The 21520-nt window shown below is 70.5% G+C and carries 17 protein-coding genes; 14 read left to right on the top strand and 3 right to left on the bottom strand.

Going from position 1 to position 21520, the window contains the following annotated elements; all coding sequences use genetic code 11:
• Positions 1 to 110: 110 nt before the first annotated feature.
• The 5 genes from KOI35_RS35315 (at position 111) to ppc (ending at position 9462) form a co-directional block, all read left to right on the top strand.
• On the top strand, positions 111 to 1850 hold the full coding sequence (locus KOI35_RS35315; protein WP_215793026.1) for a hydrogenase maturation protein: 1740 nt from the start codon (positions 111 to 113) through the stop codon (positions 1848 to 1850).
• Positions 1850 to 3592 carry a glycosyltransferase family 2 protein gene (locus KOI35_RS35310; RefSeq protein WP_246614252.1) on the top strand — a complete coding sequence of 581 codons (1743 nt, stop codon included), beginning with the start codon at positions 1850 to 1852 and terminating at the stop codon, positions 3590 to 3592. Before KOI35_RS35315 ends, KOI35_RS35310 begins: the two co-directional genes overlap by 1 nt.
• On the top strand, positions 3589 to 5538 hold the full coding sequence (glxA, locus tag KOI35_RS35305; RefSeq protein ID WP_215793025.1) for a radical copper oxidase GlxA: 1950 nt from the start codon (positions 3589 to 3591) through the stop codon (positions 5536 to 5538). Before KOI35_RS35310 ends, glxA begins: the two co-directional genes overlap by 4 nt.
• Complete coding sequence (locus KOI35_RS35300; RefSeq protein ID WP_215793024.1) at positions 5538 to 6542, top strand: glycoside hydrolase family 6 protein; 1005 nt, start codon at positions 5538 to 5540, stop codon at positions 6540 to 6542. Before glxA ends, KOI35_RS35300 begins: the two co-directional genes overlap by 1 nt.
• Positions 6543 to 6666: 124 nt before the next feature.
• Positions 6667 to 9462 (top strand): phosphoenolpyruvate carboxylase, encoded by a 2796-nt coding sequence (gene ppc, locus KOI35_RS35295; RefSeq protein ID WP_215793023.1) that lies wholly within the window; start codon positions 6667 to 6669, stop codon positions 9460 to 9462.
• A gap of 97 nt (positions 9463 to 9559) precedes the next feature.
• Here the strand turns inward: ppc and KOI35_RS35290 are convergent, their stop codons facing one another.
• A complete protein-coding gene (locus tag KOI35_RS35290; protein WP_215793022.1) occupies positions 9560 to 10585 on the bottom strand; it encodes a hypothetical protein in 1026 nt (341 codons plus the stop codon).
• Positions 10586 to 10712: 127 nt separating this feature from the next.
• Between KOI35_RS35290 and KOI35_RS35285 the strand changes: the two genes are divergently transcribed.
• Positions 10713 to 11333 carry a TetR/AcrR family transcriptional regulator gene (locus KOI35_RS35285; RefSeq protein ID WP_215793021.1) on the top strand — a complete coding sequence of 207 codons (621 nt, stop codon included), beginning with the start codon at positions 10713 to 10715 and terminating at the stop codon, positions 11331 to 11333.
• 93 nt (positions 11334 to 11426) lie between these two features.
• Positions 11427 to 12818 (top strand): cellulase family glycosylhydrolase, encoded by a 1392-nt coding sequence (locus KOI35_RS35280; RefSeq protein WP_215793020.1) that lies wholly within the window; start codon positions 11427 to 11429, stop codon positions 12816 to 12818.
• A 58-nt stretch (positions 12819 to 12876) separates the two neighbouring features.
• Here KOI35_RS35280 and KOI35_RS35275 read toward each other — a convergent pair whose 3' ends face one another.
• Complete coding sequence (locus KOI35_RS35275; RefSeq protein ID WP_215793019.1) at positions 12877 to 13629, bottom strand: hypothetical protein; 753 nt, start codon at positions 13627 to 13629, stop codon at positions 12877 to 12879.
• A 119-nt stretch (positions 13630 to 13748) separates the two neighbouring features.
• Here KOI35_RS35275 and KOI35_RS35270 point away from each other — a divergent pair, with 119 nt between their 5' ends.
• From KOI35_RS35270 to KOI35_RS35245, 6 genes are all read left to right on the top strand, one after another.
• Positions 13749 to 14663, top strand: coding sequence for an ABC transporter ATP-binding protein (locus KOI35_RS35270; RefSeq protein WP_215793018.1), 915 nt, complete (start codon positions 13749 to 13751; stop codon positions 14661 to 14663).
• The gene (locus KOI35_RS35265) at positions 14656 to 15519 is read left to right on the top strand and encodes an ABC transporter permease (RefSeq protein WP_215793017.1); all 864 of its coding nucleotides are present in this window, start codon (positions 14656 to 14658) and stop codon (positions 15517 to 15519) included. The genes KOI35_RS35270 and KOI35_RS35265 overlap by 8 nt, the downstream gene beginning before the upstream one ends.
• Positions 15516 to 16427 carry an ABC transporter ATP-binding protein gene (locus KOI35_RS35260; RefSeq protein ID WP_308121289.1) on the top strand — a complete coding sequence of 304 codons (912 nt, stop codon included), beginning with the start codon at positions 15516 to 15518 and terminating at the stop codon, positions 16425 to 16427. Before KOI35_RS35265 ends, KOI35_RS35260 begins: the two co-directional genes overlap by 4 nt.
• The gene (locus KOI35_RS35255) at positions 16427 to 17137 is read left to right on the top strand and encodes an ABC transporter permease (protein ID WP_215793111.1); all 711 of its coding nucleotides are present in this window, start codon (positions 16427 to 16429) and stop codon (positions 17135 to 17137) included. The genes KOI35_RS35260 and KOI35_RS35255 overlap by 1 nt, the downstream gene beginning before the upstream one ends.
• A 114-nt stretch (positions 17138 to 17251) precedes the next feature.
• Complete coding sequence (locus KOI35_RS35250) at positions 17252 to 17791, top strand: DUF4352 domain-containing protein (protein ID WP_215793016.1); 540 nt, start codon at positions 17252 to 17254, stop codon at positions 17789 to 17791.
• Positions 17792 to 17848: 57 nt separating this feature from the next.
• Positions 17849 to 18415, top strand: a complete 567-nt coding sequence (locus tag KOI35_RS35245; RefSeq protein ID WP_215793015.1) for a DUF4352 domain-containing protein — start codon at positions 17849 to 17851, stop codon at positions 18413 to 18415.
• Between the two features lie 9 nt (positions 18416 to 18424).
• On the opposite strand, the gene KOI35_RS48580 is transcribed toward KOI35_RS35245, so the two are convergent.
• Complete coding sequence (locus tag KOI35_RS48580) at positions 18425 to 19774, bottom strand: glycoside hydrolase family 26 protein (RefSeq protein ID WP_215793014.1); 1350 nt, start codon at positions 19772 to 19774, stop codon at positions 18425 to 18427.
• Between the two features lie 132 nt (positions 19775 to 19906).
• On the opposite strand from KOI35_RS48580, the gene cysC reads away from it, so the two are divergent.
• Positions 19907 to 21427, top strand: a complete 1521-nt coding sequence (cysC, locus tag KOI35_RS35235; RefSeq protein ID WP_308121288.1) for an adenylyl-sulfate kinase — start codon at positions 19907 to 19909, stop codon at positions 21425 to 21427.
• Positions 21428 to 21520: the final 93 nt, after the last annotated feature.

The following is a 21520-nucleotide window of genomic DNA, read 5'->3' as shown; positions in this document are numbered from 1 at the left end:
CCCACTGACATCCGGAGTGAGCGGCGATACAACGCACACTATGTCCGACAAAGCCATCGATACCGGGGCAATAGTGGGCAGCAGCAGAACAGCATCCCTGGGGAGGCAACGTGCGAATCCTGCTGCTCGTTACGGCGTTCAACGGCTTGAGCCAGCGCGCGTGGTGCGCGCTGCGCGAGGCCGGCCACGACGTGGGCGTGCAGCTCGCCACCGGCGCCGACGACATGATCCAAGGCGTCCGGGACACCGACCCCGAGCTGATCCTGTGCCCGTTCCTCAAGCACCGGGTGCCGGCCGAGGTCTGGTCGAAGTGGCGCACGGTGATCATCCACCCCGGTCCGGTGGGTGATCGCGGGCCGTCCTCCCTGGACTGGGCGATCGTGGAGGGCGCCCGGACCTGGGGAGTCACGGCCCTGCAGGCGGTCGAGGAGATGGACGCCGGGCCGATCTGGGCGACCCGCACGTTCACCATGCCGGCCACCCCGCCGCGCAAGTCGTCGCTCTACAACGGCCCGGTCGCCGACGCGGCCATGGAGTGCGTTCTCGAGGTGGTGGCCAAGGCCGCCGACCCGGCGTTCGAGCCCGAGCCGCAGGCCCCCGACGCCAAGCCGCGGCCCCTGATGAAACAGGACGACCGCGCGTTCGACTGGTCCGACTCGACCGAGCACATCCTGCGCCGGATCCGGGCCGCCGACGGCTCCCCCGGCGTCCGCACCGAGATCGCCGGGGTGCCGGTCTTCGCCTACGACGCGGTGCCCGGGCTGGGCCGCCCGGGTCGCCCGGGCACGCTGCTCAGCCGCCGTCAGGGGGCCGTACTGGTCGGCACCGGCGACGGCGCCCTGTGGCTGGGCCACCTGCGGAAAGACGACAAAACGGCGTTCAAACTGCCGTCGACCACGCTGCTGGGCGCACGACTGCGCGGGGTGCCGAACTCGCCGCTGCCGGTCGGCGCCGAACCGGAGTCGCCGCGGGCCTACCGCCAGGTCCGCTACCGCCGCACCGGCCGGATCGGCTGGCTGGCCTTCGACTTCTACAACGGTGCGATGGCGACCGGTCACTGCCGCCGGTTGCTCGCGGGTCTGCGGCACGCGGCCGCCCAGGACACCGAGGTGCTGGTGCTGCGCGGGGCCACCGACGCGTTCAGCAACGGCATCCACCTCAACGCGATCGAGGCCGCGACCGACCCGGCCATCTCCGCGTGGACCAACATCCGGGCGATCAACGACATCTGCCGCGAGATCATCACCTGCACGAAGCAGGTCGTCGTGGCGGCGTACGCGGGAAGCGCAGGCGCCGGTGGCGTGATGCTGGGTCTCGGCGCCGACATCGTGGCCGCGCGCGAGGGCGTCGTGTTCAACCCCTACTACGAGATGGGGCTGTACGGCTCCGAGCTGCACACCTTCACGCTGCCGCGCCGGGTCGGGGCCAAGGAGGCGCAGCGCCTGGTCGACGACAAGCTGCCGATCTCGGCCGGGCAGGCGGTCGAGCTCGGACTGGCCGACGAGGTCGGTCCACGCCACCCCGGGGCGTACACGCAATGGCTGACCGAGCTGGCCGAGCGCGAGAGCGACCCCCGCACGGCCCGTCGCCGCCGCCAGGAGAAGACCCGTCGCCTCGCCGCCGAGCGCACGCCGCTGGAGGTCTACGAGACCCGGGAGCTGGCCGAGATGAGCCGCGACATGTTCGGTGACCGGTCCGGTTTCGCGGCCGCCCGGCACGCTTTCGTCACCAAGGCCGAGCCGACCGGCACCCCCGTCCGTCTGCAACTGGCCTCGCGCCGCAACGTGAGCCGTCTCGCGCCGAAGGAACGCCAGCCGGTGGTGCGCCCCGCAGTGCCGCTGTCCGCCTGATGAGCCGGTTGCAGGAGAAGGTTCCCACCGGGCGGGTCCGGGTCAGCGCGGCCCTGCAGGCGGCCACGATGCTGCTGCCCGCCCGCTACAACTACAGCGCCTACAGCGTCCTGGCCGGGCCCGCCGATCCGCCGCCACAAGGCGAAGATCAAGACCGTTTCCGCGTACGCATGAAGCACGTGGCCCGCCGTCGCCCGGTGCTCACGGTGCTCATCACGCTGTTCGCGTTCGCCTTCGAGAGCACGTTCTTCGGCTGGCTGATCGCATCGATCGCGATCCCGGACCGCGCCCTGCATCCGGCGCAGTTCTTCGGCGCGTACGTGATGATCGGCGCGACCGCCACCATCGAGCTGTTCCGGCTGGTCAACGTGGTCACGCTGTGCCTGGCGACGCTGTTGGCGCGCGACCCGGTGCCGGTGGTGCCGGACACCACGATGCGGGTCGCCTTCCTGACCACGATCGTGCCCGGCAAGGAACCGGTCGCGATGGTCGAGAAGACACTGCGCGCGGCCCGGCACGTGCGCTACGGCGGCACGTACGACGTGTGGCTGCTCGACGAGGGCGACGACCCCGAGGTCAAGGCGATGTGCGCGCGGCTGGGCGTGCACCACTTCAGCCGCAAGGGCCGGGCCGAGTTCAACACCGGGTCGGGCGCGTTCAAGGCGAAGACCAAGCACGGCAACTACAACTCGTGGGTCGAGGTCAACGGCGACGACTACGACGTGTTCGTCTCGGTCGACCCCGACCACGTGCCGCTGCCCAACTTCTGCGAGCGGTTGCTCGGCTACTTCCGCGACGAGCGGGTCGGGTTCGTGGTCGGGCCGCAGATCTACGGCAACTACGACAACCTGGTCACGCGCTGGGCCGAGTCTCAGCAGTACCTGTTCCACTCGCTGCTGCAGCGGGCCGGCAACCGGCGCGGCATCGCCATGCTGGTGGGGACGAACAACGCCGTACGCATCAAGGCCCTGAAATCGATCGGCGGGCTCCAGGACTCGATCACCGAGGACATGGCGACCAGCCTGGCCCTGCACGCGGCCAAGTGGCGCAGCGTCTACACGCCGGACGTGCTGGCCGTGGGCGAGGGGCCGTCGTCCTGGACCGACTACTTCACCCAGCAGCACCGGTGGTCGCGTGGCACCGACGAGGTCGTCATGCGCAAGTTCGCGCGCCTGGCCCTCAAGCTCGGGCCGGCCAAGGCGCTGCACTACGGGCTGCTGATGTCGTACTACCCGCTGACCGCGCTGGCCTGGCTGCTCGGCGCCCTGAACGCGTTCTGCTATCTCGCGCTCGGGGCCCAGGGCGTGCACGTGCCGCAGGAGGTGTGGCTGATGCTCTACATCGACGCCGCGCTCTTCCAGATCGGGCTCTACCTGTTCAACCGGCGGCACAACACCAGCCCGCACGAGGAGGCCGGCTCGTCCGGGCTGACCGGCATGGTCGCGTCCACGTTGTCCACCCCGATCTACGTGTCGTCGTTCGTGGGCGCGCTGCTGCGCCGCAAGGCCGGCTTCGTGGTCACGCCCAAGGGCGACTCGACCAGCCCGGACCGCCTGGCCACGTTCGCGCCCGGCCTGCGCTGGTCGGTGTTCTTCGTGGTGCTGCTGGTCATCGCCGCGGTCACCGGGCACGTGGACAACGCCATGTTCGTCTGGCCCGCGCTCAACCTGCTCATCTGCCTGACCCCACCGGCGTTGTGGTTCGCGCAGCGCTTCCAGAGAAAAAAGGAGCCCACTGAATGAAGCCCCGCCCCCGCCCCAGTCTCGCGCGCCGGATGGCCAGCGGAACCGTCGCGGTGGTGGTGCTCGCCGTGGTCGCGTTCGCGAACCGGCCGGTCCTCGCGGCCGGCTCCGAGGCGTTGCACAACTACAACATCAACCGCCAGTCCTACAAGGAGAAGTACGGCCACTGGGCCGGGCTGCCGGTGCCGGCCGGCTTCCGGGTCAACGCCATCCACGCCGCGATGCTCAGCACGGGCAAGGTGCTCATCGTCGCGGGCAGCGGCAACAACCGCGAGCAGTTCGAGCGCGGCACCTTCCGTACGGTCCTGTACGACCCGCGCACCGAGAAGTTCAGCGAGGTGGAGACTCCGACCGACGTGTTCTGCGCCGGGCACAGCTTCCTGCCGAGCGGGAACCTGCTGATCGCCGGGGGCACCAAGTCGTACGAGGTGCTCGAGAAGGACGTGCAGCGGGCCGGCGGCGTCATGAAGATCAAGAACGAGTCGCCCGATCACGGCGCGCGCGCCTTCGTGAAGGGCACGACGTTCCGCTCGGCGTCCGGGTTCGAGTACAGGAGCCGGACCGCCGTGACCGTGCCCGCCGCGAGCAAGGTCATGCACGGCACGCACGCGCAGGTCACCGCGGGTGAGGTCGAGGTCTGGGTGGACGCCGTCCGCCCGGGCGACGCCGCTGTCGTCCGGGCGGGTGCTCAATACACGATCGCCGGGCTGACCGGCTCCGACGCCCGGAACATGTACGGCGTGGCCGACAAGATCACGCGCGAGAAGCAGGAGTACGGCGGGGACAAGACGTCGTACGAGTTCGACCCGCGGACCGAGCGCTACGTGAAGACCGGCGACATGGTCGAGCACCGCTGGTATCCGACCCTGGTCACGCTGGCCGACGGCGACGTGCTCGCGGTCTCCGGGCTGGACCAGTTCGGCCGCGTGCTGCCCGGGCGCAACGAGGTCTACGACGCGAGCAAGCGCCGGTGGTCGGAGTCGCCCCGGCACGAGCGCTACTTCCCGACCTATCCGAGCCTGCACCCGATGGCCGACGGGCGGATCTTCTACTCCGGCGCGAACTCCGGCTACGGCTCCGACCAGGAGGGGCGTACGCCGGGAATCTGGTCCCTGGACAGCAACAGATTCCAGCCCGTGCCCGGACTGCGGCAGCCCGAACTCAACGAGACCGCCACCTCGCTGATGCTGCCGCCGGCCCAGGAGCAGCAGGTGATGATCTTCGGCGGGGGCGGGGTCGGTGACTCGCCGATCTCCACCGCCCGCACCGACATCGTCGACCTGCGCGGCCGCAAGCCCGCCTATCGGCCCGGACCCGACCTGCCCAGGCCGGCGCGCTACCTGTCCACCGTCGTGCTGCCGGACGACACCGTGTTCACCAGCGGCGGATCGTCCGGCTACCGCGGCGGGCCCTACCGGGGCGAGAAGCGCAGCGACCTGTTCAACGCGCAGTTCTACCTGCCGAAAACCAATTCCTTCCGTACGGCGGCGGAGTCGACGGTCGGCCGCAACTACCACTCCGAGGCGATCCTGCTGCCGGACGGCCGGGTCATCACGATGGGCAGCGACCCGCTCTACGACGCCACGGGCAAGGCTCCGGGCACGTTCGAGCAGCGCATCGAGGTCTACAGCCCGCCCTACCTGTTCCGGGGCGAGCGGCCTGCGATCGCCCACGCGCCGGGCCGGATCACCCGCGGGGCCGCGTTCACCGTGGCCAGCCCGCACGCCGCCCGGATCACCTCGGCCCGGCTGGTGCGGCCGAGCTCGGTCACCCACGGCACCGACACCGACCAGCGCTCGGTCGCCCTCGGTCTGAAGCGGGCGGGCGGCCGGCTCGAGCTGCGCGTGCCCGAGCAGGCCGGGATCGCACCGTCCGGCTGGTACATGCTCTTCCTCGTCGACGACCAGGGCCGGCCGTCGGTCGCCCGCTGGGTGCGGGTGAGCTGATGGCGCGCCGAGGCCGACTGCCGTTGATCTTCACCTGCTCGCTGATCGTCCTGGGCGCGGTCGCGGTCGCCGCCGGGGCCCGCGAGCGGGATCCGGCGGTCCGCACTCCGATCCCGGCCCGGACGGTGAGCTCGCACCTCTATGTCGACCCGACCGGTGCCGCCGTCGCGGCCGTGCGCGCGCTCGACCAGGCCGGGCGGACGGCCGAGGCGACGATCGTGCGCCGGATCGCCGTCCAGCCGGTCGCGACCTGGTTCACCGACGGCTCCCCCGGCTACATCGCGCGGGCCCGCCGGCTGGTCACGGCGGCCTCGGCCGCGGGGCGCACGCCGGTGCTGACGCTCTACAACATCCCGCACCGGGACTGCTCGGGGCACTCGGCGGGCGGTGCGGCGAGCGCGGCCGTCTACCGGGTCTGGGTGAACAACCTGGCCGCGGCGCTGCGCGGGCACCGGGCGATCGTCGTGCTCGAACCGGACGCGGTGGCCCAGGCCGTGCAGGGCTGCCTCACCGCCGAGCGGGCGGCCGAGCGGTACGCGCTGCTCCGGCACGCCGTGGCCGCCCTGCGGAAGGCGCCCGGGGTGGTGGTCTATCTCGACGCGGGCAACCCGACGTGGATCGCGGCCGCCCGGATCGCACCGGCCCTGCGCGCGGCCGGGGTGGGATCGGCCACCGGATTCGCCCTGAACGTCGCGAACTTCGAGGGGACGGCGGACAACATCGCGTACGGGAAAGCGGTCTCTGCCCTTTTGACCGGAAAACACTTCGTCATCGACACCAGCCGCAACGGCAACGGGCCGGCCCTGCGCGGCGCGGGCGACCGGCACTGGTGCAACCCGCCCGGACGGCGGCTCGGGCGCGTGCCGACGCTGCACACCGGCCAGCCGCTGGTCGACGCGTACCTGTGGGTGAAACGTCCCGGGGAGTCCGATGGCGCCTGCGGTCCCGGCCAGCCGGCGGCGGGGCATTGGTACCCGGCCTATGCACTTGGGCTGGCCCGGTGATGCATTCCCTGGGCAATGGGTGAGACTTGACTCAATTCCCCCTTCACGGGGGTCACGCCGATACGATCGGCGAAGTCGGGACAGCGCTGTCCTGGAGCACCTTTGAGGCTAAGGAGCGCCCCCGATGACCGACCAGCACGGCCACCTCGACCCCGACGGGCCGGACGCCGCCCTTCGCGCCGACATCCGGCGGATCGGCACCCTGCTCGGACAGACCCTGGCCCGCCAGGAAGGCCGTCCGCTGCTCGACCTCGTCGAGGAGATTCGCGCGCTGGTCCGCCAGGACCCGCAGGCCGCGGCCGACCGGCTCGCCGCGATGGACGTCACCACCGGCACCAAGCTGGCCCGCGCGTTCTCGACCTACTTCCACCTGGCCAACATCACCGAGCAGGTGCACCGCTCGCGTGACCTGCGCCGGCGCCGCGCGCACGACGGCGGATGGCTCGACCAGGCGGCCAAGCGGATCGCCGAGCAGGGGGTGCCGGCCGACGAGATCGCCGCCGCCGCCCGTCGCCTGGCCGTCCGCCCGGTCTTCACCGCGCACCCGACCGAGGCCGCCCGCCGCTCGATCCTGTCCAAGCTGCGCCAGCTGGCCGACGCGCTCGACACCGAGGCCGCGGCCGCGGTGCTCTACGGGCAGACCGACACCAGCGCGTCGACCCGCAAGCTGGCCGAGCTCATCGACCTGCTGTGGACGACCGACGAGCTGCGGCTCGACCGGCCCGACCCGACCGACGAGGCGCGCAACGCGGTCTACTACCTCAAGGACCTCTACGCCGAGGCCGCCCCGCAGGTGCTGGCCGACCTGGCCGAGACGCTGCGGCAGCTCGGCGTCGAGACCGCGCCGACGGCCCGCCCGCTGACCTTCGGCTCGTGGATCGGCGGCGACCGCGACGGCAACCCGTTCGTCACGCCGGCCGTCACCCGCGACGTCCTGATGATCCAGCACGAGCACGGCATCCAGGCCACCGAGGCCGCGATGGACCAGCTCATCGACGTGCTGTCGGTGTCCCGCAGGCTGCGTGGGGTGTCCCTCGACCTCTCCGCGTCGCTGGCCAAGGACCTGGACAACCTGCCCGAGGTGGCGCCCCGCTTCCGTCGCACCAACGCCGAGGAGCCCTACCGCCTCAAGGTGCGGGCGATCAAGGCGAAGCTGGCCAACACCCGCACCCGGCTGCGCAACGGCACCGCGCACGTGCCCGGCCGCGACTACCTGGGCAGCGACGAGCTGATCAGCGACCTCGAGCTGATCCGGGCCTCGCTGGCCCGCAACTCGGGGCAGCTCACCGCGGTGGGCGTGGTCGCCACCGCGATCCGTACGGTCTCGGCCTTCGGCCTGCAGCTGGCCACCCTCGACGTCCGCGAGCACGCCGAGAAGCACCACGAGGTGCTCCAGCAGATGTACACGCAGGTCGGCGAGGTCGACGACTACGCCGGACTGGACCGGGCCGACCGCACCAAGCTGCTGGCCACCGAGCTGACCGGGCGCCGTCCGCTGGCCAGTGCCGACACCCCGCTGACAGACTCGGCCCGCAAGACGTTCGACGTGTTCAACACGATCCGCGACGTGCAGGACCGGTTCGGCGCCGACGTCATCGAGACGTACATCATCTCGATGACCCTGGGCGTCGACGACGTGCTGGCCGCGGCCGTGCTGGCCCGCGAGGCCGGCCTGGTCGACATCCACAACGGCCGGGCCCGGGTCAACATCGTGCCGCTGCTGGAGACGCCGGCCGAGCTCGACGCGGGCGGCGACCTGCTCGACGAGATGCTGTCGCTGCCGGCCTACCGCGAGATCGTCAAGGCCCGCGGGGACGTGCAGGAAGTGATGCTCGGCTACTCCGACTCCAACAAGGAGGGCGGCATCACCACCAGCCAGTGGGGCATCCACAAGGCGCAGCGCTCGCTGCGTGACGTGGCGGCCCGGCACGGCGTACGGCTGCGGCTCTTCCACGGTCGTGGCGGCACCGTCGGCCGTGGTGGTGGCCCGACCCACGAGGCGATCCTGGCCCAGCCGTACGGCACGCTGGACGGCGCGATCAAGGTCACCGAGCAGGGCGAGGTGATCAGCGACAAGTACACGCTGCCCGCCCTGGCCCGGGAAAACCTGGAGCTCACGGTGGCCGCGGTGCTGCAGGCGACGCTGCTGCACACCGCGCCGTCGGTCGACCTCGAGCGGCTGGCCCGCTGGGACGCCACGATGGACACGGCGTCGGACGCGGCCTTCACGCAGTACCGCTCGCTGGTCGACAACCCCGACCTGCCCGCCTACTTCTGGGCGGCCACCCCGACTGAGCTGCTGGGCGCACTCAACATCGGCTCGCGTCCGGCCAAGCGGCCCAACGCGGACGCCGGACTGGGTGGCCTGCGGGCGATCCCGTGGGTGTTCGGCTGGACCCAGACGCGACAGATCGTGCCCGGCTGGTTCGGTGTGGGCACCGGCCTCCAGGCGGCCCGCGAGGCCGGCCACGCCGAGACGCTGCAGGAGATGTACGGCAACTGGCAGTTCTTCAAGACGTTCCTGTCGAACGTCGAGATGATGCTGACCAAGACCGACCTGACCATCGCCAAGCGTTACGTCGAGACCCTCGTACCGGAAAATCTCCACCCGATCTTCGACAAGATCAAGTCGGAGTACGAGCTGACCGTGCGCGAGGTGCTGGCCATCACCGGCACGTCGGAGCTGCTGGAAAATCAGCCCGAGCTCAAGCGCACGCTGGACGTCCGCGACACCTACCTGGAGCCGCTGCACCACCTGCAGGTCGCGCTGCTCCGGCAGTACCGCGACGCCGGCGAGGACGAGCGCCAGACCGTGGTGGCGCCGGGCTCGCGGCGGGTGCCGTCCGATTCGACGGCCCTCGAGCGGGCGCTGCTGACCTCGGTCAACGGCATCGCCGCCGGTATGCGCAACACCGGCTGACCCCTCTTGTCGCCGTACGGGCCGCTCCCCTTTCGCCGGGGAGCGGCCCGTTGCGTTCAGGGCTGCTCTCTCTTTGCCTGGGAGCGGCCCGCTGCGTTCAGGCCGCGGCCAGCACGGCTTCCGGCTGGGGCGCGGTGGCGGCCTTGCGGCGGGAGCGGGCGGCGCCGAGAACGGACAGGACGACACCGAGGGCCAGCCACGACACCAGCACGACGATCGAGTGCGTGGCGCCCTGGCCGTCGAAGAACGCGGTCGAACGCAGCAGCTGGTTCCCCGCGCCCGGCGGCAGCAGCTGACCCAGCGTGCCGGACCAGCCGGGCAGCATCTGGGGTGCCGCGGTGCTGCCCGAGAGCGGGTTGCCGATAAGCAGCATGACGACCGCGCCGATCCCGAATCCGGGATAGCCGAACAACGACTCCAGGCCGAGCAGAGTCAGCGACACCGCGGCGATGCTCAGCGCGATCGCCCCGGCGTTGGCCAGGTAGGAACCGTCGAGCGAGCCGAACCAGAACTCCAGGATCGCCGCCAGGGCCAGCCCGCCGGTCACCGCGAAGACGAGCGCCCCGGTGATGCGCCGGCTCGCCCCGCGAAGCAGGTTGGTGAGCAGCACGGCGGCGAGCATGCCGCCCATGACCAGGGGCAGCGCACCGGCGGCGAGACCGGCACCGCGCGGGTCGTCGGCCGGGAGCGCCACCACATCACGGACGGTCACGGCCGGAGCGGCACCGGCCTGGGCCTGGCCGAGAGCCGTGGCGACCGACTGGAGGGCCTGGGCCACCTGGACGCTCCCGGCCGAGGCGGTCAGCACCTGCGGGGAGCCAGTGCTGAGGTCGATCGCCCCGTACACCTCGCGGTCGCGGATCAGCTCCTCGGCCGTGGCCGTGTTGTCGACCCGGGTGACCGTGAACGCGTCGGGCATCCGCTGATCGAGGGCGGCGGTGACCTGCGCGACGGCGGGCGCCGGACCGGACACGGCGATCGGCACGTCGTGCAGCGACGACCGCACCGACGGCCAGGCGAAGGCGGTGAGCAGGACGCTGACGGCCACGGTCAGCAGACCGACCGCGACGGCCACCTTGCTCCAGGGCGACGGTTCCGTCGTCTCCGTCTGCGTCGTGGACATGGCAACTCCTTAAAAGAACGGTTATTCGTTTTTAGTCTGGGACGCGATACGCTCGGTGTCAAGAACGAACGTTCGCTTTTAATGTGAGCCCTTCGTGAGCCCTTCGTGAGCCTTGGAGGTGGGATCCATGCCACGCGTGACGGACGAGTACCGAGCCGCCCGCCGGGCCGAGATCATGGCCGCGGCCGCCCGGCTGTTCTCGGTCAACGGATTCCACGCCACGTCGATGGCCGACATCATCGCCGAGGCCGGCATGTCGGCCGGCGCCGTCTACGGCTACTTCCGCGGCAAGGAAGAGCTGATCTTCGCGGTGGCCGGGGTCGCCCTGTCCGCCGCGGACGAGGCTTTCGCCAAGATGCTGGCCGGCGACGCCACTCCGGCTCCGGCCGAGGCCGTCGCGACCATCATCGAGGCGATCGACACCCGGATCGCCCACGACCCGGACACCGGCGTCGACCTGACCCGCATCGGGGTCCAGGTCTGGGCCGAGGCGTTGCGCAATCCGCAGATGCTGGCCAGCGCCGGCGAGGTCTACCTACGGTTGCGCGGCAACTGGACCGAGGTCGCCCGCCGCTGGCAGCGTGCCGGAAACATGCCCGCCGACGCCGACCCGGCGCAGGCCGGGGCGGCTCTGCTCAGCCTGGTGCAGGGCTTCATGCTGCAGAAACTACTGATCAGCGGCCTCGAGACGAGCGACTATCTGGACGGCGTACGGGCCCTCCTGGCCGCCGGCCCCAGGGATCGATAAACGCACTCCGTTTGCAGCCATCGACGGTTACGGCTATGGTCCGTGGGAGCGCTCCCACGTCCCCCTCTCCCCCCGATGGAGCATCGATCCCCCATGCGTAGATGGAGAATCCTCGCCGGCGTCGCCGTGGTGGCTGCCGCCGCCACGGTGGCCACGGTCATCGCCCTGCCGGCCAGCGCCGAGACCGCCGCCTTCACGGTCACCAACTCGTGGAGCTCCGGTTATCAGGCCCAGGTCGAGGTCAAGAACAACACCTCGGCCTCGATCAACACCTGGCGCGTGCAGCTCACCCTGCCCGCCGGCACGACCGTCGTCAACTCCTGGAACGCCACCCAGTCGGTCTCGGGCTCGACCTACACGTTCACGCCCGCGGGCTGGAACGGCACGCTGGCCGCCGGAGCGTCCACTTCGTTCGGTTTCGTGGCCAACGGCACCGGTCGCCCCACGTCGTGCCAGGTCAACGGCGCGTCCTGTGACGGATCGACGTCGCCCACCACTCCCCCGACGACGCCGCCCACGACGCCTCCGACCACTCCGCCGACCAATCCCCCGGCCGGCACCACTCCGGTCGCGATCAACGGGCAGCTGCGGGTGTGCGGCACCAAGCTGTGCAACGCCAACGGCAAGGCCATCCAGTTGCGCGGCATGAGCACGCACGGTCTGCAGTGGTTCGACAAGTGCTACAACAAGGCCTCGCTCGACGCCCTGGCCAACGACTGGAAGGCCGACCTGCTCCGCATCTCGATGTACGTGCAGGAGGGCGGCTACGAGACCAACCCGGCCGGCTTCACCGCGCGGGTCAACAGCCTGGTCGACGAGGCCGAGAACCGTGGCCTCTACGCCCTGGTCGACTTCCACACGCTGACCCCGGGCGACCCGAACTTCAACCTGGACCGGGCCAAGACGTTCTTCCGCGAGGTCTCGGCCCGCAACGCCAATAAGAAGAACATCATCTACGAGATCACCAACGAGCCGAACGGCGTCAGCTGGGCCGGCATCAAGAGCTACGCCGAGCAGGTCATCCCGGTGATCCGGGCCAACGACCCGGACGCCGTGGTCATCGTCGGCACCCGCGGCTGGTCGTCGCTGGGCGTCTCCGAGGGCGCGAACTCCGGCGAGATCACCGCCAACCCGGTCAACGCCGCCAACATCATGTACGCGTTCCACTTCTACGCGGCGTCCCACCTGGACAACTACCGCGCCGAGGTGCAGCGGGCGGCGGCCTCGCTCCCGCTGTTCGTGACCGAGTTCGGCACGGTGACCTACACCGGCGGTGGCCAGGTCGACCTGGCCAGCAGCGCGACGTGGCTCGACCTGCTCGACCGTCTGCAGATCAGCTACGCCAACTGGACGTACTCCGACGCCGGCGAGAGCAGCGCCGCCCTCAAGGCGGGCACCTGCAACGGCTCGAACTACGGCACCAGCGCGCTGAGCGAGTCGGGCACGTTCCTGCGCAGCCGCATCAGCACGCCGGACAACTTCTGACCGGCATCCCCTGATCCGCGTGTGCCCCGGGCTTCCCACCAGGCCCGGGGCACACGTGTCACTTCCGGACGGTCAGCCGCTCGGCGATGATCAGGGACGGCCGGGTCCAGGCGGCCAGCAGCGCGTCCAGGTCGGGTGTCTCGCCGAGAAACCATCCGGAGTGGAACGTGCCGGTGGCCCATTTGCGGGTCTGTGACATGCGGGTCACCTGCGTCAGCCGCGGTTCGAGACCGAGCCGGTCGGAGACGTACACGTCGGTGCCGATCTGACGACCGACCGACAAAGCCGCCGGGGTGGGCGTACAGCCCTCGGAGTGCAGAACGGCATAGGCCGGATCGAGCGCCGTGCAACACGCCTCGAGGTAACGCAGCACGACGGCCTGCCGGGCCTCGGCCGCCGCCCGCTCCTCGTCGTTCCACAACGCCCGCGGAATCGAGAACGCGCCGGCCTCGACCGTGACGTCGATCGGGTGCCGCTCGCCCGGGGCGTCCTCACCCGGGGTCGCCTCGAACGAGACCGCCGCCGGCCCCACCCCGGGCAGGTTCATCGCGACCCGGTAGGCACCTCCGTCCCGCAGGCAGCGCCGCACCTCGCGGGCCGAGCGCTCGCCCGTATAGGTGACGCCCGGCGCACCCGGAAGACGCGAGAACGACAGCCCCGGCGGCCCGAGGAACATCCCGCCGGTGTAGGTCGCGCCCAGTCGCTCCAGCACATCGCCGACCGCAGCCGGCGCCGGCTCGTCCATCCGCCGGTCGAACCAGAGTCCGAACGACAGGAAGACCCCGCCCGGCCATATTGACGTCAGTCCCATGTCTGGAGAACGCGCCGAACCCCACTCAGGTAATTCTGAGAGCAGGCTGAGAGACCCCCGACGGTCTCTCAGGGTTTAACCGGATCCGGCCGGGTGCGGTCTGTTCCTAGGCTGAGGCCGTGACCATCATCGCGACACAGTCGCTAACCAAGACGTACGGGGGCGGTGTGACCGCTCTCAGCGAACTCACCGTCGACGTCGAGGCGGGCGTGATCGGGCTGGTCGGCGCGAACGGCGCCGGCAAGAGCACGTTTATCAAAATCATGCTGGGGCTCACGGCGCCCACCAGCGGCGACGTGCGCGTTTTCGGGCTCGACCCGGTGACCGAGACCGACCAGGTGCGGGCGCGGGTCGGCTACATGCCGGAGAACGACTGCCTGCCACCCGACGTCTCGGCCGCCGAGTTCGTGACCCACCTGGGCCGGCTCAGCGGGCTGCCCAAGACCGCCGCCCGCGAGCGGGCCTCCGAGGCGCTGCGGCACGTCGGCCTCTACGAGGAGCGCTACCGCCAGATCGGTGGCTACTCGACCGGCATGAAGCAGCGCGTCAAGCTCGCCCAGGCCCTGGTGCACGACCCCGACCTGCTGCTGCTCGACGAGCCGACCAACGGCCTCGACCCGGCCGGCCGCGACGCCATGCTCAACCTGGTGCACCGCATCGGCAACGAGTTCGGCATCTCGGTCGTCGTCTGCTCGCACCTGCTCGGCGAGGTCGAGCGGATCTGCGACTCGCTGATCGCGATCGAGGGCGGGCGCCTGCTGCGGGCCGACCGCATCTCGGCCATGACCGCGGCCTCCGACATCCTGGCCGTCGAGGTCAGTGAGGGCACCGACGAGCTGGCCGACATCCTGGTGCAGCGCGAGCTGACCGTGACCCGTGAGGGCCGGATGCTGCTCGTGCCGCTGACCAGCGAATCCGCGTACGACGAGATCCTGCGCGCCGTGGCCGAGCTCGACCTGCCGCTGCACCGCCTCGACCAGCGACGCCACCGGGTGGCCGAGCTCTTCACCACGAAGGAGACGGCCGATGTCTGACGCCGGCGTCATCCACGACATCGGATATCAGCGCTACGAGGGCCCGCGCCTGGGCCGCTCGGCGATGTTCGGCGCGATCTACCAGCACGGCCTGCGCGCCTCGTTCGGGCTCGGGCGCTCGGCCAAGGCCAAGATCTTCCCCTGGCTGGTGGTCGGCATCGTGCTGCTGGTCGCGGTGATCAACGCCGCGGTCAAGGCGCAGGCCAACATCATCCTGTTCGACTACTTCTCGTTCGACGACACGCTGAGCTGGCTGGTCATCTTCTTCGTGGCGATCGTCGCGCCCGAGCTGGTCTCACGCGACATGCGGTCCGGGGTGCTGCCGCTCTACTTCAGCCGGCCGCTGCGCGCCTTCGACTACATCGGAGCCAAGTTCGCGGCCCTTGCGTCGGCGGTGTTCCTGCTGCTCGGCGTGCCGCAGTTCATCATGTTCCTGGGCGGGGCGTTCACCACCAAGAACGGCGCCTCGGGGGTGTGGAACGAGTTCCTCGACCTGCTGCCGGGCTGGGGCTACAGCGTGCTCTGGGCGCTGCTGTTCGCGTCGATCAGCCTGCTGGTCGCCTCGTTCACCGGCAAGCGCGCGTTCGCGGCCGGCGGCATCGTGGCCTTCTTCCTGATGACCGCCCCGGTCGTCGGCGTGCTGAGCATCCTGCCCTCGAAGACCGCGCAGCACCTGGCCGGCCTGGCCAACCCGATGTCGCTGCTCACCGGCGTGCAGTCGTGGCTGCGCGGCAAGACCGACCTCGGCCTCGACATCGGCGACTTCGGCGTGATCTACGGGATCGAGCTCTTCTGCCTGGTCACCGCGTGCGTCCTGCTGTTGCTGGCCCGCTACCGGAAGGTGGCCTCCCTGTGAGCACCGTCGACCTGCAGAACGTCTCCCGCTGGTACGGCAACGTGGTCGCCGTCAACGACATCAGCATGAGCCTGCAGCCGGGCGTGACCGGGCTGCTCGGCCCGAACGGCGCCGGCAAGACCACGGTGCTGCACATGATGGCCGGCTTCCTCGCCCCGTCGAAGGGCACGGTCACCATCGACGGCTCGCCGACCTGGCGCAACCCGGCGATCTATCACACCCTGGGCCTGGTCGCCGAGCGGGAGGCGGTGCACGGCTTCCTGACCGCGTACGAGTTCGTGCTCGCCTGCGCCCGGATGCAGAAGCTCTCCGACCCGGTGGCCGCGACCAAGCGGGCGCTCGAGCGGGTCGAGATGACCTCGGCCCAGGACAGGCGGATCGACACCTTCTCCAAGGGCATGCGGCAGCGCACCCGGGTCGCCGCCTCGCTGGTCCACGACCCGCAGGTGCTGCTGCTGGACGAGCCGTTCAACGGCATGGACCCGCGGCAGCGCATGCACATGATGGAGCTGCTGCACTCCCTCGGCGACCAGGGCCACACGATCCTGTTCAGCTCGCACATCCTGGAGGAGGTCGAGCAGCTTTCCGGTCTGGTCCAGGTGATCGTGGCCGGTCGGCTGGCCGCCTCGGGCGACTACCGGCGCATCCGCCGGCTGATGACCAACCGGCCGCATGTGTTCGCCGTGCAGAGCTCGGACGACCGGCGCCTGGCGGTCGCGCTGATCGGCGAGAAGTCGGTGAGCGGCATCGAGATCGAGGCCACCGGCTTGACCGTACGGGCGTCCGACTACGGCAGTTTCACTCGCGCGCTCCCGCGCATCGCCCTCGGTGAGGGCATCCGGCTGCGGAAGCTGCTGCCGTCCGACGAGTCGCTGGAGAGCGTCTTCTCCTACCTGCTGGAGGCATGATGTCCACGGTCGCCTACATCACCGCGCGCGGTCTGTTTGGCCGTCGCCGGGTGCTTCTGCTGCTGCCCCTGCCGCTGTTGCTGATCGGCCTGGCGCTGATCTGCCGGGCCTACGACGTGAGCCCCGACCAGTGGGGGCAGCCGGTCGTGCAGGGGCTCGGCCTGGCCGTCATGCTGCCGGTGATCGCCCTGATCGTCGGCACCGGCGTGCTCGGTTCCGAGGTCGACGACGGCACGATCGTGCACATCCTGACCAAGCCGCTGGCCCGCCGCGACATCGTCCTGGCCAAGCTGCTGGTGGCGGCCGGGGTGAGCGCGCTGACGTCGGCGATCCCGCTGTTCGTGGTGGGGATTCTCGCTGATTCCGTACGATTCGGCCTGGCCCTCGCCGTCGGTGCGGCGGCCGGCGCGATCGCCTATTCGGCGCTGTTCCTGCTGCTGAGCCTGGTGACCCGGCGGCCCGTGCTGCTCGGCCTGGCCTACATCCTGGTGTGGGAAGGGCTGCTCGGCCGGTTCGTCAGCGGCACCCGGGTGCTGTCCATCGAGCAGTACGTCATCTCGTTCGCCGACAAGATCGCCCCCACCGGCATGCTCGACGGCAAGGTCGGGATCCCGGTCGCGATCGTCATGACCGTCGTCTTCGCGATCGGCGGCACGATCTACGCGGTCAACCGGCTCGCGGCCTTCAGCGTGGCCGGCGAGACAAGCTGAGGCGCGGCCGGCGAGACGCGCTGAGTGATCGACTTGTAATCGAAGTCCAGGAAATGTCCGGTGCGGGCGCTGGTTGGATGCACTTTTCGTGGTCATCCAAGCCGGGGAGCACGCATGACCCAGCCCGCGCACGCGATCCGCACCCGGCGCCGATGGCCGTGGGTGGCAGGAGTTCTCGTCCTGCTGCTCGCGGCCACGGGCGTCTGGTTCTTCGCCCTCCGCGACGCCGACGCCGGGGAACTGGTGATGACCAGTGGCGCCGGGCTCGACCGGCCGGCCCGGGACGGCGCGTTCACCTTCACGGTCAGCTCGGTGCGCTGCGGGATCGCCGTGGCGGGCGACGAGATGGTGCAGGCCACCGCCAAGGGCTCGTACTGCTTCGTCGACCTGACCGTGCGCAACAGCGGGGGCAAACCCGCCCTGTTCAACAGTTCGGCGCAGAAGGCGTACGACGAGAACGGTGGTGAATTCTCCACCGACGCGCGGGCCGAGGTGCTCGAGAATCCCGGCCTGCCCGCCTTCCTCGGCGACATCGGGCCGGGCACCGAGGCCCGCGGCACCCTGGTCTTCGACATTCCGGACGGAGTCCGCGTCTCGTTCCTGATGCTGCACGAATCGTTCTCGTCGGCCGGGGCACCGATCTCACTGCGCTGAGCAAAACCAGCCGTTCGGGCCGCTGCGGACAGTGACCGCGCTGGTTTGGATGAGTGCATGACCGAGCCCGGGCCCGTCGAGATCGACGACGAGGAGGAGGACGACCTCCCGCCCCGGCCGTTGTGGCCGTGGGTCGCGGGCGTCCTCGTGCTCGCCGTTGTCGCCGCGTTGAGCTGGTATTTCGTGCTGCGGTCGGACAATCCGGGCGAGAGCGTGAGCACCACCGGGGCCGGGATCGGCAAGCCGGCCCGCGACGGCGCGTTCGTCTTCACCGTCACCACCGTGCGCTGCGGGGTGGCCAAGGTCGGCGACGAGTTCGTCAACCTCGAGCCGGACGGTGCGTTCTGCCTGGTCGACGTCGAGGTGAAGAACGGCGCGACGACGGCCGAGTACTTCGACAGCACTTCACAGAAGGCGTACGACGGGAACGGGGTGGAATTTTCCACCGACATGCAGGCCGAGGTGTTCGTGAACTCGGCGACGCCCGGTTTCCTGGACGAGATCGCGGCCGGTGGTCAGGTCAAGGGCACGCTGGTCTTCGACGTGCCGGTGGACAGCAGCCTCGCGTCGGTCGTGCTGCACGAGAGCTTCGCGTCCACCGGCACCCGCATCGCCGTGAAGTGACGTGACGGTCTAACGACGGGGCGTGACCGCGACCTGGAACAGGGGCAGATTCCCGAGCTTCCGGTACGCGCTCAGGGCGGCCGGCGTGCTGTCCACCCGCGAGTCCTGGCCCTTCTGGTTGCTGGGCGTCTCGAACTGCACCATCGCCTTGATCCGCGGGAACTTGCGGAGCTCGCTCCCCAGCCGGCGATAGAAGTCGGCCTTGTAGCTGGGGTTCCGTTTCGACGACCAGACCCCCCACTCGGCGATCATGAGCGGTTTGGAGCGGTGCCGGGTGATCGCCCAGTTGTAGAAGCCGGGCCAGGACCGCTGCCCCTTGCCCTCGAGCTTGCGGTTGAAGACCTGGGAGAACTGCCCGTGGCCGTAGCCGGGATCGCTGTACGCGTAGGTGTCGAGCCCGATCCAGTCGACGACGTCGTCCCCCGGGTACATCGAGTTGAACCAGCTCTTCTGGGCGTGCGGCACGTACGCCATGTGCACCAGCACCGTGACGATGTTGGTGGCGCCCTTGGCCCGCAGCCGCTTCACGACGTGCCGGTACATCGCCGCGTAGTCCTTGGCCGTGTAGCCGGAGCCGGCCCGCTCGCGGACGTCGTTCTCGCCCTCGTGGTGCACGGCGAAGAAGAACTGCTCGGGGAAGGTCTTCTTGATGTGCACGGCGAGCCGGTCGAGGAACGCGTCGGTCCGCCGGTCCCCCTTGGCGATCTTGGCCCAGGACGCCGACTCGGGCTTCCAGTTGAGGAACAGGATGCGCCGCTTTCCGGGCTGGTGCGCGATCGCGATCTCCTGCTCGGTCGGGAACAGCTGGCGGGTCCCGCCGTGGTAGGCGTGGTAGATCGCCTGGTGCCGGCCGGTCTTGCGCTCGAACCGGGCCAGCGCCGACGCGCCGCGGCTCTCGGTGTGCGCGCCGGGCGCCACGCCCCAGAGGACGCCGCAGGTGGGCACCAGGTTCCAGCCGGTGTAGCAGTGTCCCCCGCGACGCTGCTGCGTGGTGTCGGCGACCGGCGCCATCCGCCCCTGGGGAGCGAGCGTGGCCGGAAGTTCCGTCTCGGCCACGACTGCGGACGACGTCGAGGCCGCGGACGACGCTGCGGACGACGACGCCGATGAAGCCGCCGAGGAAGCGGACGGGGAGGACCGCCGCGCCGGGGCGAGCGCGTCCGGGATGCCGGGCTGCTCCGCGGTCGGCGACAGCACGGGCACCGAGACGGTCGGATCGCCCAGCACGCCGGCCGGGAGTCCGATCTGGTCGACGCCGCCGGTCCAGGCCCAGGCGAGCGTGGTGGCGACGGAAAGAACGAGGGCCGTAGGAACGGCGGCTATCTGAACGAGCCGGAAACGGCGCGGGCGACGATTCACGATTCGCCAGTATTGTGACTTAAGTCTGTTTTGTCTATTACCGGACGGGAAATGAAGCAACTGAGGCCCGTCTCGACCACGATCAGCGGGACTGCGAAACTGTCAGCTAATCGGCTGCAGGGGGATACAGAAGTGAATGGTTCGGTGCTGCCCGAGGACGTGCTGCGCGACGCCCCGTCGTACACGCCGCAGCCGCACGAGCTGGCGGATCTGGAACTCCTGCTGTCCGGGGCGTACGCGCCGCTGACCGGGTTCCTGGGCCGCTCCGACCTGACCGCGTTGCGCCGCCGGGGCCGGCTCGCCGACGGCACGCCGTGGCCGGTCGCGGTAACGCTGGAGATCCCACGGGAACTCGCCGAGCGGCTGGATCTCGACGATCCGCTGCGCCGGACGATCATCCTCACCGACCCCGAGGGTGCGCCGGTGGCCGCGCTCGAGGTGAGCGACGCGTGGCCGGCCGGCGAACGCAGCTCCGGTGTGGGCGGCGTGGTGCGCCGGATGGGCGACGGCGGGCACGGGCCGTTCCAGCGGCTCCGCCGGACGCCGGAAGAGGTCCGCGCCCTGCTGCCACCCGGCCGGGTGCTCGGCGTGATCGCCGACCGTCCCCTGCACCGGCCGCAGCTCGCCCAGATCGCGCACGCGGCCCGCACCCTGGGCGCCCATCTGCTGATCATGATTCCGGTCAGCGGCCCCGGCCCCGACGGCCTGCCGCCCGAGGCGCTGGTCCGGGCCATCTTCGCCGCCCGCGACCGGATGCCCCCGGCCACGATCGTCGCCGTCCCGCTGCTCACCCGGGGCGACGAGATGCGCGACGCCCTGCTGCGGGCCCGGGTGCTGGGCTCCTACGGGGTCACCCACGCGCTCTCCACCGGCGAGATGCTGACCGGTGGCAACCTGCGGGTCCTGGTCCCGCGTGAGCTGGCCTACGACAACCGCGACGGCCAGTGGCGCTGGCGCGACGACATCCCGCTGCGCAACCGGCGCCTCGCGATGACCCCGGCCGAGGTCGACGACCTGCTCGACCGCGGCTTCCCGCTGCCCGAGTGGCACACTCCCCCGGCCGTGGCCAAAGAGCTGGTCCGGGCCCGGCCGCCGCGCCGCCACCGGGGTCTGGTCGTCTTCTTCACCGGCTTCTCCGGCTCCGGCAAATCGACCATCGCCCGCGGCCTGGCCGACTCGCTGCGCGAGGGCGGGGAACGCACGATCACGCTGCTCGACGGTGACGTGGTGCGCCGCGAGCTCTCGGCCGGGCTGGGCTTCAGCAAGGCCGACCGCGACGCCAACGTACGCCGGATCGGCTGGGTGGCGGCCGAGGTCGGGCGGCACCGGGGCGTGGCCGTCGCCTGCCCGATCGCGCCCTACGAGAAGGCGCGGGCGGCCGTGCGGGCGATGGCCGTCGAGGCGGGCGCGGGCTTCGTGCTGGTGCACGTCAACACCCCGCTCGAGGTCTGCGAGCAGCGTGACCGAAAGGGCCTCTACGCCCGGGCCCGGGCCGGGCAGCTGCGCGGGATGACCGGCATCGACGACCCGTACGAGGAGCCGGCCGACGCCGAACTGACCATCGACACGACGACCATCTCGGTCGCCGATGCCATCGAGATGGTGGTGGCCCATCTGATCGAGCACGGCTGGGTGGAGCCGAAAATGCAGTAGACCCATCACGAAGGCGGGAGTGAGCCGTTTACCCCCTCGGGGGCGAAACGCCCGATTGCATTTACCTTCTCACTCCATCCCCGAAAGGGCCGC

Source organism: Paractinoplanes bogorensis (assembly GCF_018829635.1).
In the GTDB taxonomy this organism is placed as follows: Bacteria; Actinomycetota; Actinomycetes; order Mycobacteriales; family Micromonosporaceae; genus Actinoplanes; species Actinoplanes bogorensis.
Note: the sequence above shows the minus strand (reverse complement) of the source record. Positions and strands in the feature narration are given on the sequence as shown.

Excerpts from the sequence above, each read along its gene's own strand:
- KOI35_RS35310 (WP_246614252.1), top strand. The coding sequence starts at position 1,850 with ATGAGCCGGTTGCAGGAGAAGGTTCCCACCGGGCGGGTCCGGGTCAGC.
- glxA (WP_215793025.1), top strand. The coding sequence starts at position 3,589 with ATGAAGCCCCGCCCCCGCCCCAGTCTCGCGCGCCGGATGGCCAGCGGA.
- KOI35_RS35300 (WP_215793024.1), top strand. The coding sequence starts at position 5,538 with ATGGCGCGCCGAGGCCGACTGCCGTTGATCTTCACCTGCTCGCTGATC.
- ppc (WP_215793023.1), top strand. The coding sequence starts at position 6,667 with ATGACCGACCAGCACGGCCACCTCGACCCCGACGGGCCGGACGCCGCC.
- KOI35_RS35290 (WP_215793022.1), bottom strand. The coding sequence starts at position 10,585 with ATGTCCACGACGCAGACGGAGACGACGGAACCGTCGCCCTGGAGCAAG.
- KOI35_RS35285 (WP_215793021.1), top strand. The coding sequence starts at position 10,713 with ATGCCACGCGTGACGGACGAGTACCGAGCCGCCCGCCGGGCCGAGATC.
- KOI35_RS35280 (WP_215793020.1), top strand. The coding sequence starts at position 11,427 with ATGCGTAGATGGAGAATCCTCGCCGGCGTCGCCGTGGTGGCTGCCGCC.
- KOI35_RS35275 (WP_215793019.1), bottom strand. The coding sequence starts at position 13,629 with ATGGGACTGACGTCAATATGGCCGGGCGGGGTCTTCCTGTCGTTCGGA.
- KOI35_RS35265 (WP_215793017.1), top strand. The coding sequence starts at position 14,656 with ATGTCTGACGCCGGCGTCATCCACGACATCGGATATCAGCGCTACGAG.
- KOI35_RS35255 (WP_215793111.1), top strand. The coding sequence starts at position 16,427 with ATGTCCACGGTCGCCTACATCACCGCGCGCGGTCTGTTTGGCCGTCGC.
- KOI35_RS35250 (WP_215793016.1), top strand. The coding sequence starts at position 17,252 with ATGACCCAGCCCGCGCACGCGATCCGCACCCGGCGCCGATGGCCGTGG.
- KOI35_RS35245 (WP_215793015.1), top strand. The coding sequence starts at position 17,849 with ATGACCGAGCCCGGGCCCGTCGAGATCGACGACGAGGAGGAGGACGAC.